We start from the raw sequence: 16,575 nt of genomic DNA on the forward strand, positions 1-16,575 counted from the left end.
AACGGTATTGCTTAGCGGCAGTGCCGTTTTTTTTGTCTTAGTTTTGCAATAGAAAAGATTTAGGCGTGAAAACACACTGCAAACGCAGGGATTATTTTTAAATTTGATTTGAAACTGTTTGAACAGAACGTTCAGAGAAGATAACCAAGTTAAGAAAACTTGGTGCAGATGGGGAGACTCGAACTCCCACGCCCGTGAAGGCACTAGCACCTGAAGCTAGCGTGTCTACCAATTCCACCACATCTGCGTATCAAATTGTTACGTTTGAGGGCGTCCCCTTTTCTTTAAGCTTCATTACCTGAGACAAGAAATCATAAAGAAGGTTTTCTTTCGCAGCGCCAACACTCTTAAAATGTTGGTGCAGATGGGGAGACTCGAACTCCCACGCCCGTGAAGGCACTAGCACCTGAAGCTAGCGTGTCTACCAATTCCACCACATCTGCTCCGAAAGAGGGGCGCATTATATAAACGGTTTTTTTGTTTGTGAAGCCCCTGTTTCACTTTTTTTGCAAAAACCGCTTATTTTTTCAGCAATTTATTTCAGGCAGTTGTGAATTTCACCGCCTAACTCATTGAGAAAGTTGAAGATACCGTCGTTATCCACAGCAATGTCTCTGCCGAGAGGATCAATGGTGCCTTTGTTGATCGGCAGGTCACCGACTATGGCACGTACTACCGGAGCTTCAAATTGTGGCTCAACGAAAACACACCGAGCCTGACTGTCTTCGAGAGAAGTACGGATTTCGTTCAGACGTTTAGCGCCGGGCTTACGGCCCGGATCAACGGTGAAGTATCCTAGCTGCTTCAGACCATAGTGTTCTACAAAGCCTTCGAAGGCATCATGGAAAACATAGAAGCCCTGCTGCTGAACATCTTTCAGGTTGGCTGCCAGCTTAGAGTCAGCGGTATGAAGGCGCTGTTCAAAGCTTTCCAGGCGGGCAGCAAACTCTGCTGAGCGTTCAGGATAATCTTTTTGAAGGCGCTGAGTGATCAGCTTTGCGGCTTCCAGAATACGTTCCGGTGCCATCCAGATGTGTGGATCGTTATCATGGTGGTGATCAGCATGCTCTTCGTGCTCTTCGTGCTCTTCGTGCTCTTCGTGCTCTTCGTGCTCTTCGTGCTCTTCGTGCTCTTCGTGCTCTTCGTGCTCTTCGTGCTCTTCGTGCTCTTCGTGTTCATCATGACTGTTATGTGCGGCATGCTCGTCAGTATGAGTTGTTTCTTCTTCTGAGCCTTCTTCAGAAAGTAAGGCGAGGTTTCGGGCAGGATTACGCTTCAGCGGTTTGACCAGAAAACGCTCCAGGTCAGGCCCAACCCAGATAACCAGATCAGCATCCTGCAGGCGGCGGACATCAGATGGTTTCATGTTGTAGTGATGTGGTGAGTTATCAGGTGAGATAAGCAATTCGGTTTGTACACTGTCACCCAGTAGTGAAGCTGCTATCAGTTGTAATGGTTTGATACTGGCAACAACTTTTATGGGTTTCTGTGCTGCAGTCGCCATACTGACATTGACGCAAGCCAGTGTAGCGCATGACAATACGCACCATTGCAGAATTAACTTAAACATAAACTCATCCAAGGATATTGGTTTCAAAAAATTTGCGGTATGTTATAGTATAACAGTACCGATGCCAAGCCTGAGAATGAGATGCCCGGTGTATCGCTATGACAGATTCAACGATTGCTTATCACCCTGACCATAATCATGAACACTGCGTCAGCCAGGCGTTGCAAGACGCTCAGCGTATCTGTCAGTCAAAAAGTTTGCGTCTGACCGCTATCCGTGAGCTCGTGCTGAAGCTGATCTGGCAAAGCCATAAACCTCTGGGAGCCTATGATTTGCTGCCAGCTATTGCTGAAGCAGGTTTTAACTCTGCCCCACCTACGGTCTATCGGGCGTTGGATTTTTTACAGGAGCAGGGTTTTGTACACCGGATAGCTTCACTGAATGCGTTTATTGGTTGTACGAATCCGGAACATCCACATCAGGGATACTTTCTGATATGTCAGGCATGCGGCGTGACGGTTGAATTGAATTCCAGAAGCATCGAACAGAGTATTCATAACAGCGCCGCTGAACTGGGGTTTGTCGTGGAGCACGAAAATGTTGAAGTTGTCGGACGTTGCCCAAACTGTCCGCCAGAGGCGAAGTAATGACTGATGTATTAGTCGATCTGAAAAATATCCACATAAGTTTTGGCAGTGAAAAGGTTATTCAGGATGTGTCGTTTGGCCTTAACCGGGGCTCGATTACAACACTGATTGGTCCTAATGGTGCCGGTAAAACCACGTTAGTACGTGCGGTATTGGGGTTAGTTGAGCCGACTCAGGGTACCGTTAATCGCCAGCGAGGGCTGCGTATTGGCTATATGCCGCAAAAATTGCATATAGATTCGACATTTCCTCTGACAGTTAAACGCTTTTTGCAAACCGCCCGTTACAGCGACAAAGCTGCTTTGCTTCAGGCATTGGAAGATGTGAAGGCTGAGTCTTTGATCGATAAGTCTGTTCATAGCTTGTCTGGTGGAGAGATGCAGCGGGTTTTGCTGGCCCGGGCATTGTTACAGAAGCCGGAATTATTAGTGCTGGATGAGCCTGCACAGGGTGTGGATATTAATGGTCAGGTGGAATTGTATAGCCTGATTGGTCGTATCCGTGATCAGCATGGCTGTGCAGTTTTGATGATCTCACACGACTTGCATTTAGTTATGGCGTCGACGGATAACGTTATTTGTCTTAACCGCCATGTGTGCTGCTCCGGTCGTCCGGAACAGGTCAGTAATGATCCTTCCTATAAAGAACTTTTTGGTGTGCCGGGTGCCGAGAACCTTGCGCTGTACAGCCATCATCATAATCACCGTCACGATGAACATGGCGATGTTGTCGAAACTGGCGATTGCCAGAATCCGCAGTGCGCGAATACACCATCTGAATCACCTGTAAGCGACAAGGAACATACACACTGTGGCTGATTTTTTACTTTATGCATTACTCGGTGGCGTTGGTGTTGCGCTGGTTGCAGGACCATTAGGTTCTTTTGTTGTATGGCGGCGAATGGCCTACTTTGGCGACACGCTGGCGCATTCTGCGCTGTTGGGGGTTGCGGTTGGCGTTTTATTTGATATTAATTTCAATCTGGCGGTGATCAGCTGTTGTGTGCTGCTGGCGATTATTCTGGTTAGTTTGCAACGACAGCGACTGGTTGCCACTGATACCTTACTTGGAATTATGGCGCACAGCAGTCTGTCGTTAGGTCTGGTGGCTATAGCATTGTTAGATGATGTCCGTGTCGATTTAATGGAATACCTGTTCGGTGACCTGCTGGCGATCCTGCCGGAAGATCTGTTGTGGATTTATCTGGGCGGACTTGTGGTACTGGTACTGCTATGGAAGCTCTGGACACCGTTACTGGCAATTACTATCAATGAAGAACTGGCTCAGGTGGAAGGTGTGAATGTAACCCTGACCCGGCTGGCACTGATGCTGTTGATTGCCTTTGTTATTGCCATAGCTATGAAAGTTGTCGGGATTCTGCTGATTACGTCGTTGCTGATTATCCCGGCGGCAGCAGCCCGACGTTTGGCGCATAACCCGGAACAGATGGCGTTGATTGCCAGCTTGTTAGGTACACTGGCGGTGGTGATGGGTTTGCTGGCATCTTATCAGTGGGACACGCCGGCAGGACCTTCGGTAGTCGTCGCTGCACTATCCCTCTTTCTATTCCTCTACAGCCTGCCGCGCCGCGCCTGACTGTATCAGTGAAGCGCTAATAAGCACTTGTGAATAATCTTGCTGATTAGCGTTTCATCAATGCGTTTATAAGAGCGCCGGTAATAATCAGGCTACCGCCCATTAAGGTCCAGAATGTCGGTGTTTCAGCGAAGAAGATAATCCCCAGAATGGCTGAGAATATTACCTGTACATAAGAGTACGCGGTGGCTTTACCTGCTGACTCAGCTGCCATTGCTTTAGTCATACCTATCTGGCCTACCTGTGTGAAAATTCCCACCATAATTAACAGAATCAGTGCCTCGGTACCGGGCATAACAAAGTCATCTCCCAGTAAGATAAGCGACGCTGGCAGGGCGATCAGAGGGAAGTAAAAGATAATCACGGAACCGTCTTCGCTGCGGCTTAACTGACGCACAATTACATACGCAGCGGCACTGCCGAATGCACCCAAAAGGGCTGCACCAACGCTAAGCAATGGCAACGGGTCAGCATTGGAATCCATACCTGGACGCATCATGACTAAGAGTCCGAGAATGCTTAATCCGATACAGATAATAGTGGCGAGGTGAATACGCTCTTTAAGAAAGATCAGTGCTAATACCGCTGTAAATGCCGGGTAGGTGTATTGCAAAATAGTCGCTTCAGCCAGTGGTAATGTAGTTACCGCAAAGTAGATAACCATCAGTGAAACTGCCCCGATGCCACCTCTGGCTATCAGCAGGGGCTTGTTATTTCCCCAGATAGAAATGCCTTTTCGCTTCACATCTACATAACTGATTGCCAGCGAGATAATGGCTCGTGCAGCAACGATCTCCATCACCGGAATACCATAGCCACTGACAGCTTTTACACTGGCAGCCATGAGCGCAAAGCCCAGTGCAGAAAGAAGCATGTAGCGAACAGCAACGGGTATAGAGTCGGTCAGCATGTTGGATGATCTGTGTTAGTAAAACGTTGGATTTCGGTGTGATTTGTTAATAGCGCAATCGGCGATGAATGATAGCAGAGTTCGCCGGTATTACCGTCGCGTCTAATGGATTATTTATCGATGGCTGCGTATTCTCAGCGAACCTTATCTATAAATTTAAAAGGACGTTTTATGGTGACTTGTCATATCCGATATGAAATTGATCCGGCCAAACTGCAGGAGTTCGAAATATATGCCCGTATGTGGTTGCCGCTGGTAACCAGGCTGGGTGGTGAACACCATGGTTACTTCTTGCCCCATGAAGGAAAGAATTATGAAGCATTCGCGGCCTTTAGTTTCGAATCATTAGCGGCTTATGAGGTTTATCGGGAGAAAATGGCTGTGGATGAAGGCTGCCAGGCAGCCTATGAATACGCGAAACAAACCGGCTGCATTATTCGTATTGAGCGACAGTTTATGCGACCGGTTTTAAATTAACCGGTACGACATAATACTCAGAAGCGCCTGGCATAGATCATTGCATCCTGCCAACTCAGGGCTTCTGAGTAATACCAGCCCTGAACCTGCTGAGCACCGACTGACAGAGCAATCGCAAGCTGTTGGTCGGTTTCCACACCTTCTATAACCAGATCCAACCCTAAGCGCAGGCACATCTGACAAGAGTGCTGCAAAATAATCAGGCCTTCCGGAGAATTTGCCTGGTCCAACAGGATCTTATCTATTTTTACAATATCCACCTGAGAAGCTGATAGTGCGGCAATGCCTGAGTAACCGGTACCAAAGTCATCCATCGAAATTAGAAAACCGGCCTCTCTGAGTTTGCGAATGTTGGCTTTTACCCGGTTGCTACCACTGAAAGAGCGCTCGATGATTTCAAAGCTGACATTCATTCCCTGCATTATTTTGATGATTTTTTTGATGACTTCGTTGTCTTTCAGGGTATCAGGGTGAAGGTTTATGCTGACATGAAGTGCGGTGTTTTGCTGGTGTTCCGTGTCGCGACACACCTGCTGACACACCCAGAAGTCAATGATAGGTGCCATACCTGCTCTCTCAATTGCTGCCAGAAAAAACGGCGGCAAGAGCTTGTCTGTATTGGTACGCAAGCGTAATAGTGCTTCCAGCTTTCGGCAGTGATTGTTGTTTGTATCAATGATTGGCTGATACATCAGCAGGAGGTCATTATTTTGTAAAGTATTGATCGAGTCGTACAGGTATTTGTGATGTTCAATATAACTGAGCGGCTTATGAGACTGTATAAAGCGTTCGGCGTTTTCCAGCTCGGAGCTGATATTCAGGCGTTCATACAGACGGAGTAGTGACTTAGGGGTGTTCTGAATATCTGATAAGCGCCGTACGAAAGGCATGTAAATAAATATTCCGAGCAGCAGCAGTGAGCCCTGGAGTAACAGTGCAAGCGGATTGCCGTCTGTAGCAATCCAGGCATTCATAAAAACAGGTGTTGCCCAGGAGATATTGTGGTTTGAAAATTCGATTAAATCATATGACAGCATTAGTCCGCTGATAAAAATATTCACTAATGGCAGCGTAAGAAAGGGAATTAAAAGGTGCCGGTTAAGCATAATAGGCAAGCCGTAGATAATGATTTCGCTGATATTAAATATGGCAAATGGTAATCCCAGTGTGGCTATCTGACGGCTGTGCCGGTCCTCCGCGATGAGCAGGATGGCAAAGATAAGTGACAGGCAGGCGCCGCTACCGCCGTAGATAATAAATAAGTCATAGAACTCTTTATATGTAAGATTTTTTTGCAGTTCCTGGTCGAGAAAAGCATTACTGAAAAGCAAGTCGTGAGTGTTATCTCCATGCAGGCCAAGAAACCAGAATAAGTGACTTAGCTCTGCCCGTAATGCTGTTGCAATCAGTCCAGGTGTTTCAGGTAGATGGCTTCCAATCCAGAGCAACGGCTCAATAATAATGGCCTCCAGAATCAGAATACTGATGCAGGTGAGCAGGCAGCTGAGAATAAATGGCAATATATAGTTAAAAGTTTCTGCAACTTCAGTACTGATATTGAAGTAGCGTCGAATATTCGCCAGCTTCAGTGTGTACCGCAGTACAACGACGTTAATGATTGGAGTGACTAATCCAAGTGCTTCAGGAATATGTAAAACGTCGAAAGGTTTGTCACGCACCGCTGCAAAAATTACTCCCAGAGTCAGATAGCTGATGAGCGAAGCGAGGGCACAAATAATCTGACTTAACCTGTTCAGGCGGGCAAAATGATAGCTGATAGAAATCAGTAGCATGATTGGAAATAAGCTTTGTAACAGAAGAAGATAATTAGTGAGCTGGCTGTGTATTGGATCAGGTAAGTGAAGGTCTGAAAACTTTAGTATCTGTAATAATAATGTGCAGCTGACGAGCAGAAGGACGTAGGGGATAATCGCGACAAAGCTTTCCCTGAGTGTATACACTGCGGGCACTAAATTTGTTCGAATAAACTGCATGAGAGATCCTTCTCTTAGTTCGAATTCAGCGAATTTGATGACTTCCTGTCATATGTAGCTCAATTGATCATAAAGCTTGTATGGCTTACTTGCCAATAGATGGCCTAAAAAGCCGGAAAGGTTATTTAATGGATTGGGTATGAGAAGTGACCTGCGATTATGGCGGCAGGTCAGCATGGATGGTCAGAGAAGTTGTGATACCTGATTTGCCAGACCGAATACTTCTTCATCCAGTGTCTGGTAACCGTTGATGGTAATGTCGGCGTGCTGCACGGTTGGTGCAAGAAACTGCTTTAACATTGGGCGAACAGTGGTTTCATACTGTTGCAGAATTGAATCCAGACTGCGGCCGCGTTCTTTGGTGTCCCGCTGGATGCGGCGCATCAGACAGATGTCCCATGGCGTGTCGATATAAATTTTCAGTTCCAGTTCGTCCCGCAAATGGGTGTTGTGAAACAACATAATACCTTCCACGATAACCAGATTTGCCGGTGGAATCGTTTGAGTTTCTTTACGGCGATTATGGTTACTGTAATCATACAGCGGTGCTTCAATAGCCTCACCAGATTTGAGTCTGGCAAGTTGCTGAGCAAGCAACTCATGTTCGAAGGCTTCCGGGTGATCGTAGTTACACTGGCAACGTTCCTCGAAGCTCATTTCAGTCTGATCATTGTAGTAACAGTCTTCCTGCAGAATAGTCACACTGCCGGCGCCAAAACGTGTCTCGATCAGATCTTTAAGATGTTCGCTGAACCAGGATTTCCCCGAACCGGAAGGCCCGGAAATACCAATTACCCGTGTTGTCATGAATGCATACTTGCTCAAAAAAATTTGGCGCGCATCATACCAGCTGTTTACAAAGTAAACAAAAATATCCTGTTTTTCCTGCATGTTGATGTCCGTTAAGGCAAGGTCTGTACTCAGTTTGTAAAATTCTGGCAGGTCTGTGTCAGGTGTAGCTGTCGTGGTACAGAAACAGTGCTATAAATAGCTTTCGGAACCTTTATGCATAGCTTTTATACAGCGTTCTTTTGCTGAGTTTGAAACACGGGATGTGTTATGAAAATCGCTTATCTGGCAGTTCTGCTGCTGTTTGGTTTACTTACCGGTTGTAATGAAGAGTCGTCTGACATCCAGACGACTGCGCCTGCTGTTACCGATACCTCTGAGGCTGAGGTTTCTGAAAATGAGCTACCTGAGCAGATTCAAGTGACTGAAGGGCAACTGACAATTCTTGATATCAGTACCGAGCAGTATCAGGGGCGGCCAGCGTTGGTGGTTGTTTTATCGGCCAGAGTGGACGCTGATCAGAAGCTGGATAAGTGGTTACAGGTTGAGGATCAACAAGGGCAGCGCGTAAAAGGTAGCTGGATTGTCGCTGACAGTCTGAAGCGCTTGTATTTTACCGCTGTAGAACCCGAAAAGAGCTATCAGGTAATGGTGGATAAAGGTCTGCCAGGCAAACAAAGTAAGCTGACCAGCAGTCGTCAGGCTGAGGTTCAGGTTGCTGCAGTGAATACCATGCTGGGTTTTGCCGGTAATGGGAATTTACTGGCGAAAGATCTGGCCAAAGGCCTGCCGGTTATCGTCGCTAATGTATCCCGGGTAGATGTGGACTTTTATCGCCTGCCGAACTCCCGGCTGGTGAGCTTTCTTAGCCAGAACAGTCGTAAAGGTCAGTTGAATTTCTGGCGTATCTCCGATCATCTGAAAGATTTTGAGTTGGCGTATAGTGGCCGCTTTCAATTGCAACTGGCCCGTAATGAGCAAGGTATCCGTTATTTGCCGGTTAAAGATATTCCTGCCCTGACGGGCAGCGGTGTTTATGTAGCGGTGATGCGTGAATCCGGCGATTACCGTTATGACTATCCGGCAACCTGGTTTGCGGTGAGTGATCTGGGTATTCATCTGCGTCAGTATACTGAGCAGCTGGATGCAACTGTGAACAGCCTTAAGACAGCGGCGCCACTTGCCGGTGTTCGCTTGCAGTTGCTCAATAGCAGCGGTGATGAGTTGCTCAGTGAAGTGACAACCACCGCAGGTACTGCCAGTTTTAAGGGGGCAACTGAACTCGGGAATGCTGCTTTGCTGATTGCCACTACAGATGCTGGTGATACTTCGTTGGTGCGCCTGTTCGGTGCGGGGCTGGATTTAGCGGAGTTTCCGGTTGAAGGACCGGTGCGAAGCAGTGAGCAGTTATTTATGTATAGCCCGCGGGATCTGTATCGTCCGGGTGAGAGCGTAACTGTAAGTGGTTTGCTGCGGGATGCAGATGGTCGTGCGGCTGCGGTTTTGCAAAACGCGGATGGTACACCACGGCAACGAATAGCCGAATTAAGCCTGACCCGGCCGGATGGTCAGGAAGTTGCCAGCCGTACATTACGCTTTGATGATCTGGGCTACCTGCAGGGGGAGTGGCAGATTCCTGCTGATGCAGCCACCGGCGAGTGGACGCTGGTAGCCAGAATCAATGCAGAAGACAGTTTCAGTTACCACTTTCAGGTAGAAGAGTTTTTACCGGAAAGGATGCAGTTAACGCTGGAGGCTCCTGAGTATATATCCTCTGGCGAACCGCTGAGAATTAATGCGCTTGGAGAGTACTTATACGGTGCACCGGCCAAAGGCAATGTGCTGGAAAGCGAATTGATTAGCCAGATGGCAGCGCATCCGTTCTCCCGTTGGCAGGATGTTTACTTTGGACATCCGAATGCCACCGAATTTAACCGCCGGATAACGTTAAACCCACTTAGCTTAGGTCCGCAGGGCCAGGCCGTCGTCCGGCCTGATGCGTTTTGGCAGCAGGCCAAAGTGCCATTGCAGCTGAAAGTTTTCCACGGTCTGATTGATAGCGGTGGCCGGCCGGTAAGCCGGCGCAGTATCAGTTATGTACTGCCTGCTGAGCGGTTATTAGGCATCCGTCCCTTGTTTGCGGACGGTACTGTCGACTATGACACAATGGCAAGCTTTGAACTGATCGCTACTTCTGGCAATGAAGATCAGTTGGCGGCTGCTAATGTGCAGGTAAAACTGATTCGTGAGTATCGTCAGTACCACTGGGTTTATTCAGAAGTAACGGGTTGGGAGTCTGATTACACCCAGCGTGAATATCCGGTTTTCAGTGATGTGATTGATCTGATTGCCGGCAGTAGCAGTGAAGTCAGTGCGCCGGTGGAATGGGGGTATTATCGTCTGGAAGTGACTGATCCACAGACTGATTTAGTCAGCGGTTACCGTTTTCAGGCGGGTTGGGATCCGGGAGCAACCGTTATGGCCGGCCGGCCAGACCGAATCGGCATGGCACTGGATAAGCAGGTTTATGCTGCCGGAGATGAGGTGAAAGTTGCCATTCAGCCACCTGCCGCGGGTAAAGGCTTCCTGCTGGTGGAATCTGATCAACCTTTGTTGCGTATGCCAGTTGATATTCCTGAAGAAGGCTCGACCGTCAGCTTCACGTTAGACCCTGCGTGGCAACGACATGATCTGTACGTCAGTGTGTTACTGATACAGCCTGGCGAGCAGCGAGAACAGGCTTTGCCCCGTCGTATGTTGGGGATTGCACCACTGCCTTTGGATCGTGAGGCGAGGCGTTTAAGCATTCAGCTGGATGTACCTGCGAAAACTTATCCAAATAGTCAGTTGAGCGTACCGGTGCAAATCAGCACCACTGAGGATATGCCAGAAACTGTCAGTATGACGCTGGCGGCGGTAGATGTTGGAGTGTTGAATATCAGCCGTTTTGCAACGCCAGACCCTTTTGCAGACTTCTTTGGACAGCGTCGGTATGAGGTGACAGGTCGTGACAGTTACGGTGATCTTATTGATGCCGGAAGCGGTGAAATGGCCACACTGAGTTTTGGTGGTGATGAAGACTTCAACGGTGCCGGTGAGCAGGGGGAAGATGTAAGAATTGTTTCCTTGTTCAGTGGTCCGGTAAGTTTGAGTGATGAAGGTTACGCTGAAGTCGTGCTGGATCTGCCTGATTTTAATGGCAAGCTGCGCCTGATGGCTGTGGCATACAGTGCTGATGACTTTGGTGCAACGGAGCAGGATATTGAAGTGGCCGCACCACTGGTCACTCAGCTGACCAAACCGCGTTTCCTGGCACCGGGGGATATCAGCCGGCTGGCGCTGGATCTGCATAATCTCAGTGGTCAGGACCAGCAGTTCGAACTCAGTCTTGTGTTACAGGGGCTACGAACAGGGGACGCATTTAGCAGTGATGAATATCAGCAGTCGCTGAACTTGAAAGTGAATGAAAAGCGCACTCTTTATATCCCCGTCGAAGCAGCAGATATCAACGGACTGGCACAGATCAGTTTGGATATTCAGGGACTGCAGGGGCTGCCTGCGGCTCAGCAACAGGTTCTGCGCGATTGGTATCTGTCAGTTCGACCTGCCTGGGCTGCGCAGAGTCTGCTTGAGCAGCGACGCCTGGTGCCGGGGGAAGTGTGGCAAATGTCACCGGCTACTGCGGAAGACTGGCTGACATCTGATTTACGCAGCCAGTTGCGTGTGGCTTCGTTACCACCGATTGATTTTACCTCGCACTTTAATGCATTACGGGCTTATCCCTACGGGTGTCTGGAACAGACGACCAGTGGTGTTTTTCCACAGTTATTTGTAAACAGCGAGCTGATCCGTCGCTTTGACTTACCTGAGTCCACTCCGCAGAGTCGCCAGCAGGCGTTACAGTTGGCTGTGTCCCGGGTATTAGGTATGCAGAAATATAATGGTGGCTTTGGATTGTGGAATAACGAGAGCGCCGAAGAGCACTGGTTAACAGTTTATGTACTGGATTTTCTGCTACGGGCACAGCAGGCAGGTTATCAGGTACCTGCAGCAGGTCTGAACGAAGCGATGCAGCGGGTCAGTGAATACTTACGCAGCCCGTCCCAACTGGAATATCTGTCAGCCAGGAGCCAGTTTGCGGTACGTGCGTATGCTGCTCAGGTGCTAAGTCAGGCTGAGCAGGCATCACTGGCAGACTTGCGCAGCCTGTTTGATTATCAGCGTGGCAATGCTGGTTTCCTGGGACTGATTCAGTTAGGCCTGGCATTGGAGAACAGTGGTGACAGTAATCGCGGGGAGCGGGCGCTGACTGCTGGATTGGTTGCTGCAATGCAGCCTGATTATCGCTATGTAAGTTACGGCAGTAAGGTACGGGATCTGGCACTGGCTATTTTCTGGTTACTTGAGGCCGAACGACCAAGTGAGTATTGGATTGAGTTGCTGGATAATTTGCAGGAGCAGTTAGGCAAACGGCGCTGGCTGAGCACGCAAGAGCGTAATGCACTGTTTCTGGCGGGTCAGGCATTGGTGGTAAAAGGAGAGCAGCCGCTGGATCTGACACTTTTGCTTGGTAGTGAACAGGTGAGTCTGCAGGCTGTAAAAGGTTACGCCCGCAGTTTGCAGGGGGAGCAGGCTGCTGCGCCGCTGAAAATTGAAAATACCGGTATCACCGATGCGTATGTGAGCTTACGACTCAATGGCCGTACTGCCACTGAGCCTTCAGCACATAACCGGGGTATTCAGGTACAGCGCCGCTTTTATGATGCAGATGGCGTGGCATTTGCTGACCAGCAAAATCTGCGATTGCAGAGCGGGCAGCAAGTGCTGGTGGAGCTGTCTGTTATGGCAGATGCAAACCGTCCGCACGGTTTGGTTGTCGATCTGTTGCCGGCAGGGCTGGAGCTGGAAAATCAGAATCTCAATGATGCTTACAGTATCAGTGACCTGAGTGTTGAAGGTACGCGTCTGGCGGATTTACTCACCGGTGTTGAGATTAATCATCAGGAATATCGGGACGACCGTTTTGTGGCGGCAGTATCTTTGTATGCAGACCGGCCGGTACGGCTCTTTTATCTGGCCAGAGCTGTTGTGGCCGGTGAGTTTAAATTACCGCCAACCTTTGCGGAAGATATGTATCAACCGGAAGCGCGCCACCAGGGCGTGGCAGCCGGTCAGCTGACGGTAACACCAAGGTAATTGTCATGAATACACGGGGCGTACTGGCAGTGTATGCCGGTGCAACTCTGACACTGGCGGTATTGCTGTTGGTGTTTGGTGGGCTGAATCACCGCTATCCTTTACCGCTGGAAGCTGATTTCAGCAGTGTGGTAACCGATGTCGATGGTCAGCCGCTACGCAGCTTTACCAATGCCAGTGAACAGTGGCGTTATCCCATCAGTGAAACCCAGCTTGGGGATAACTATAAAGCCTTATTAATTGGCTATGAAGATCGTTGGTTTTATCAGCATCCGGGGGTTAATCCGCTGGCGATGCTGCGAGCCAGCTGGCAGAACTTCAGTGCGGGACGGGTTATCTCAGGTGGTTCGACCCTGACAATGCAGGTCGCACGCCTGCTGGATCCGCATGAACGTAGTATCAGAGGCAAACTGAAGCAGGTATTACGGGCTGTGCAGCTTGAATGGCACCTGAGTAAGGCAGAGATTCTTAATCTGTACATTAACCGTGCGCCTTTTGGAGGCACGCTGTCCGGCGTTCAGGCTGCCAGTTACAGCTATTTTGGTAAGCCGGTTAATGCCCTGAGTGATGCGCAGGCGGCGCTGCTGGCGGTATTACCTCAGGCGCCCAGTCGCTGGCGGCCGGACCGTTATCCACAGCGTGCCAGACAGGCCCGGGATAAAGTATTGCGGCGCATGGCAGAGTTACAATTGTGGCCAAAGGAAAGAGTTAGCGATGCGCTGGCTGAACCAGTGGTTTCTCTGAACCGAAAACCCCGGCGACTTGCACCTTTGCTAGCCCGTCGGTTGCGCAGTGAATGTCCAGACTGTAATCAGATACGCTCGCTGATCAAAAGAGATCTGCAGCAGGGTGTCGAGGCGCTGTTACGGCAACAGACGAGGCATTTTTCGCCCGGTGTATCGGCTGCGGTATTAGTAATGGATAACCGTAATGGCGCGGTACGCGCCTATGCCGGTTCGGCGGATTTTCTTAACAGCGAACGCTTTGGTCATGTGGATATGATCCGTGCGGTGCGCTCCCCAGGTTCTACACTGAAACCTTTTCTATATGGCATGGCACTGGAAGAAGGGCTGATTCATTCACACTCACTGCTCAGTGATGCGCCACGTTACAGGCAGCAGTACCGGCCTGTTAATTTCAGTGGTGGCTTTAATGGTCCGGTGAGTGCTACAGAGGCATTGCAGCGTTCATTGAATATCCCGGCGGTGCAATTACTGGAAGCCTATGGCCCGGCACGTTTTGCCAATCGTCTGCGCAGCGGTGGGTTGCGTCTTAGTGGTCCGGGTGCGCAACGCCCTAATATTGCCATGATTCTTGGCGGCGTAGGTACAACCCTGGAAAGCCTGGTGGGTAGTTACAGTGCGCTGGCCCGGCAGGGCAACGCGATACAGCCAAGATTAAAACCTGAGGATCCACAGCGCACCCGTTATTTGCTAAGTTCTGGTGCCGCATGGATAACCTGGAAGATGTTGGCGGTTCCCTTAAAGCGCTTGCAACGCAGTCAGCAGTTTCACGCGCGCTGGCCTATGGCCTGGAAGACAGGTACCAGTTATGGCTTTAGGGAGGCCTGGGCGGTAGGTGTCAGCCAGAACTGGACTATTGGTGTCTGGGTGGGACGGCCGGATGGTAGTGCCGCACCGGGGCTTTCAGGACGTAGCAGTGCTGCGCCTGTGTTATTCAAAGTCTATCAATTACTCGCCCGAAATAATGAAGCGCCAGTGTCGGCGCCTGATAATGTTACTCAGAAAATGATTTGCTGGCCGGCCGGAACGGCAGCATCGGCGCGGTTAAATCAGCAAAATAATAACTGCATGCGCCAGCATCAGGCCTGGGTACTTGATGGCCAGGTTCCCCGTACGCTGCATACTGAAACATTGCAGCAAAGGGTCTGGCTGGATAATGAAACGGCACAGCGGGTTGAGCCGGCATGCAGTAACACACCAATGCAGGTGGCTAATTACAGCCTGTGGCCGAGACAACTGGAGCCCTGGTTATTACCTGAATGGCGACGGGCTGCCCGTTTACCGGTGGCAATGCCGGAATGCCGTTATCTGACAGGTGAGCAACGGAATATTCAGATTACATCTTTACCGGATGAGGCGCGCTTAATGAGCCGTTCAGGACAGCCATTAGCATTAAATTTGCAGGCACAGGGAGGCAGTGGCGAACGTTACTGGTATGACAATGGGCGGTATCTGGGGCGTTCATCTGCTGATGGCTATCTGGTATTTAAAGATGTGTCCCGTGGCAAACATCAGCTTAGCGTCGTTGATGAGCAGGGCAATGCAGACCGCCTAAGTTTTGTGGTGCGTTGAGCGGATCTTTAACGGTCATTCCCGGGCTTACTATCAGTGATAGATCTGCTCAGTTTGTCTGCTTTGGCGGCGATATCCGGAAGGGCCCTGTTCAAAATGTTTCCGGAATACCCGACCAAAGGCTGCTTCAGACTGATAGCCAACCTGCTCAGCAATTTCAATAATTGAAGCGCTGCTGTCGACCAGCAATTGCCGGGCAATTTGCATCCGCCAGTGGGTAATGTACCCAAGAGGTGTCATCGACAGGTTGTCAGTGAATTTACTGATAAAGGAGGTGCGGGACATGCTGGCAATACCGGATAACTCTTCTATCCGCCAGGGATGTGCAGGATTGGCATGAATGGCTTGTAATACTTTTGCGAGCTTAGTATCAGAAAATCCGGCAAGCACAGGTTGGTCGACGCCTTCAGTATTTAAGTGAATCCGTAAAGCCTGGGTATAGATAATCTCAGACATTTTCAGTGCCATCAGATCGCTGCCGAGTTTATCACTGCCGGCTTCTTCACCTATGACTTTCAGCGCTGTTTCCATCCAGTGACCGGCAATCGCACCATAGTTACGAATGTGAATGTACGCAGGTAATGCCTGAATAAGTGGATGGTTAGCGTGTTTATTAAAAGCGAAGTGACCGCAGACTAACTGCGTCTCATGGCTGGTACCGGGCTCACCGTATACCAGTGTGCCACTGCCGGTGAAGCCGGACTTCTCCAGCATCTGATCCAGTGGCAGGGCTGCGGTTTCAGTTTTGGGATCGCAATATAAAGTATGTGCAGCTCCACGGGTAATAATAATCAGGTCGCCCTGTTCCAGTAATACCGGTTCGGCAACGCCTGCTACCCGTGCCAGACAGCGGCCACGGTATGCAAAATGGAAACGGGAGACATCTTCAAAAGAAGGCACCTGAACACCCCATGGAGAGGTGAACGAAGTACGAAAATAGAGCGTACCTGCCAGCTGCATACGATGCAGAATGTCGCTAAGTATATCCATAGGCTGACGTCTCCCGGATGCTAGCCGAATGTTGGTGTGTGCTTTGATGATAAGTCAGCTGATACTTAAAAACATGCATAGCAGTGAAAATTTGAATTATCAGTCAAGTGATTCGAATTTCCGGTCATATATCGTGTTTTTACGTTGTTAT

Annotated in this window: 11 protein-coding genes and 2 tRNA genes; 6 read left to right on the forward strand and 7 right to left on the reverse strand. The window is 49.5% G+C overall.

Annotated features, from left to right (window positions below; genetic code table 11):
* Positions 1 to 160: 160 nt before the first annotated feature.
* The 3 genes from OCU49_RS00960 to znuA all read right to left on the reverse strand — a co-directional run bounded on the left by OCU49_RS00960 (position 161) and on the right by znuA (position 1,570).
* Positions 161 to 247: transfer RNA gene (locus OCU49_RS00960), tRNA-Leu, on the reverse strand.
* A 109-nt stretch (positions 248 to 356) separates the two neighbouring features.
* Positions 357 to 443 (reverse strand) — tRNA-Leu (locus OCU49_RS00965).
* A 92-nt stretch (positions 444 to 535) separates the two neighbouring features.
* Complete coding sequence (gene znuA / locus OCU49_RS00970; RefSeq protein WP_261843162.1) at positions 536 to 1,570, reverse strand: zinc ABC transporter substrate-binding protein ZnuA; 1,035 nt, start codon at positions 1,568 to 1,570, stop codon at positions 536 to 538.
* 98 nt (positions 1,571 to 1,668) lie between these two features.
* Between znuA and OCU49_RS00975 the strand changes: the two genes are divergently transcribed.
* From OCU49_RS00975 to znuB, 3 genes are read left to right on the forward strand one after another with little or no spacing between them, the layout of a single operon-like run.
* Positions 1,669 to 2,157 carry a Fur family transcriptional regulator gene (locus tag OCU49_RS00975; RefSeq protein ID WP_261843163.1) on the forward strand — a complete coding sequence of 163 codons (489 nt, stop codon included), beginning with the start codon at positions 1,669 to 1,671 and terminating at the stop codon, positions 2,155 to 2,157.
* Complete coding sequence (gene znuC / locus OCU49_RS00980; RefSeq protein ID WP_261843164.1) at positions 2,157 to 2,975, forward strand: zinc ABC transporter ATP-binding protein ZnuC; 819 nt, start codon at positions 2,157 to 2,159, stop codon at positions 2,973 to 2,975. Before OCU49_RS00975 ends, znuC begins: the two co-directional genes overlap by 1 nt.
* Positions 2,968 to 3,753 carry a zinc ABC transporter permease subunit ZnuB gene (znuB, locus tag OCU49_RS00985; protein WP_261843165.1) on the forward strand — a complete coding sequence of 262 codons (786 nt, stop codon included), beginning with the start codon at positions 2,968 to 2,970 and terminating at the stop codon, positions 3,751 to 3,753. Before znuC ends, znuB begins: the two co-directional genes overlap by 8 nt.
* A gap of 46 nt (positions 3,754 to 3,799) precedes the next feature.
* Here znuB and OCU49_RS00990 read toward each other — a convergent pair whose 3' ends face one another.
* Entirely contained in the window at positions 3,800 to 4,663 is an 864-nt protein-coding gene (locus tag OCU49_RS00990; RefSeq protein WP_261843166.1) for a DMT family transporter, read from the reverse strand.
* A gap of 171 nt (positions 4,664 to 4,834) precedes the next feature.
* Here OCU49_RS00990 and OCU49_RS00995 point away from each other — a divergent pair, with 171 nt between their 5' ends.
* Positions 4,835 to 5,140: an NIPSNAP family protein gene (locus OCU49_RS00995; RefSeq protein WP_261843167.1), complete on the forward strand. Its 306-nt coding sequence runs from the start codon at positions 4,835 to 4,837 to the stop codon at positions 5,138 to 5,140.
* 17 nt (positions 5,141 to 5,157) lie between these two features.
* Here the strand turns inward: OCU49_RS00995 and OCU49_RS01000 are convergent, their stop codons facing one another.
* Positions 5,158 to 6,933: an EAL domain-containing protein gene (locus tag OCU49_RS01000; RefSeq protein ID WP_261843168.1), complete on the reverse strand. Its 1,776-nt coding sequence runs from the start codon at positions 6,931 to 6,933 to the stop codon at positions 5,158 to 5,160.
* 384 nt (positions 6,934 to 7,317) lie between these two features.
* On the reverse strand, positions 7,318 to 8,025 hold the full coding sequence (gene udk / locus OCU49_RS01005; RefSeq protein WP_261843169.1) for a uridine kinase: 708 nt from the start codon (positions 8,023 to 8,025) through the stop codon (positions 7,318 to 7,320).
* 168 nt (positions 8,026 to 8,193) lie between these two features.
* Between udk and OCU49_RS01010 the strand changes: the two genes are divergently transcribed.
* Entirely contained in the window at positions 8,194 to 13,119 is a 4,926-nt protein-coding gene (locus tag OCU49_RS01010) for an alpha-2-macroglobulin family protein (RefSeq protein WP_261843170.1), read from the forward strand.
* Positions 13,120 to 13,124: 5 nt separating this feature from the next.
* Complete coding sequence (gene pbpC, locus OCU49_RS01015; protein WP_261843171.1) at positions 13,125 to 15,434, forward strand: penicillin-binding protein 1C; 2,310 nt, start codon at positions 13,125 to 13,127, stop codon at positions 15,432 to 15,434.
* A gap of 33 nt (positions 15,435 to 15,467) precedes the next feature.
* On the opposite strand, the gene OCU49_RS01020 is transcribed toward pbpC, so the two are convergent.
* The gene (locus OCU49_RS01020; protein WP_261843172.1) at positions 15,468 to 16,424 is read right to left on the reverse strand and encodes an AraC family transcriptional regulator; all 957 of its coding nucleotides are present in this window, start codon (positions 16,422 to 16,424) and stop codon (positions 15,468 to 15,470) included.
* Positions 16,425 to 16,575 lie beyond the last annotated feature (151 nt).

The organism is Aliamphritea ceti (assembly GCF_024347215.1).
Taxonomy (GTDB): Bacteria; Pseudomonadota; Gammaproteobacteria; order Pseudomonadales; family Balneatricaceae; genus Amphritea; species Amphritea ceti.